This window comes from Stenotrophomonas sp. YIM B06876, assembly GCF_030711595.1.
Taxonomy (GTDB): Bacteria; Pseudomonadota; Gammaproteobacteria; order Xanthomonadales; family Xanthomonadaceae; genus Stenotrophomonas.
Genome location: NZ_JAUJUJ010000268.1, coordinates 1 through 1,128, shown reverse-complemented (window position 1 = coordinate 1,128; position 1,128 = coordinate 1). Strand labels below are relative to the sequence as shown.

The 1,128-nt window shown below is 66.0% G+C and carries 1 protein-coding gene; it reads left to right on the top strand.

The window, feature by feature from the left end; all coding sequences use genetic code 11:
* A partial coding sequence (gene livM, locus QZH66_RS16635) for a high-affinity branched-chain amino acid ABC transporter permease LivM (protein WP_305806974.1) occupies positions 1–971 on the top strand: 971 nt, incomplete at its 5' end.
* Between the last annotated feature and the right edge of the window lie 157 nt (positions 972–1,128).

Sequence of the window (1,128 nt, the reverse complement as noted above, 5' to 3'; positions counted from 1 at the left end):
GCTTCGCCGGCCTGCTCGACCTGGGCTTCGTCGGCTTCTACGCCGTCGGCGCCTACACCTACGGCCTGCTGTTCCACTGGCTCGGCTGGAGCTTCTGGGAGGCCCTGCCGCTGGCCGGCGCGGTGGCGGCGACATTCGGCTGTGTGCTTGGCTTTCCGGTGCTGCGCCTGCGCGGCGACTACCTGGCCATCGTCACGCTCGGCTTTGGCGAGATCATCCGCCTGCTGCTGGTCAACCTGACCCATCTGACGGGCGGACCCGACGGCATCTCGGGCATTCCCAAGCCGACCCTGTTCGGCTACGAAATCTCGCGCCAGGCCAGCACCGAGGGCGGCACCACGCTGCACCAGCTGCTCGGGCTGGAATTCAGCTCGCTGCACATGGTGACCTTCCTGTACCTGATGGCGCTGCTGCTGGCACTGGCCACGCTGTGGATCTCCAACCGGCTGATCCGCATGCCCATAGGCCGCGCCTGGGAGGCGCTGCGCGAAGACGAGGTGGCCTGCCGCTCGCTGGGCCTGAACCCGATGACCATCAAGCTCTCGGCGTTCACGCTGGGCGCCATGTTCGCCGGCCTGGGCGGCGCCTTCTTTGCCGCGCGCCAGGGCATCGTCAGCCCCGAGTCGTTCAGCTTCATCGAGTCGGCGCTGATCCTGGCCATCGTGGTGCTCGGCGGCATGGGCTCGCAGCTGGGCGTGATCATCGCGGCCATCGTCCTCACNATCGTCAGCCCCGAGTCGTTCAGCTTCATCGAGTCGGCGCTGATCCTGGCCATCGTGGTGCTCGGCGGCATGGGCTCGCAGCTGGGCGTGATCATCGCGGCCATCGTCCTCACCGTGCTGCCCGAGCTGGCGCGCGAGTTCTCGGACTACCGCATGCTTATCTTCGGCCTGGTGATGATCGTGATGATGGTCTGGCGCCCGCAGGGCCTGCTGCCCATGAAGCGCCAGCATGTGGAGCTCGACGCATGACGCACGCCTTCCATGACACCAACAACAAGGGCCAACCCAAGGTAATCGCATGAGCATGACATTGTTGAAAGTGGACGACCTGTGCATGCGCTTTGGCGGCCTGCTGGCGGTCGACCACGTCTCGTTCGCGCTGCAGGAGCGCGAAATCTTCGCCATC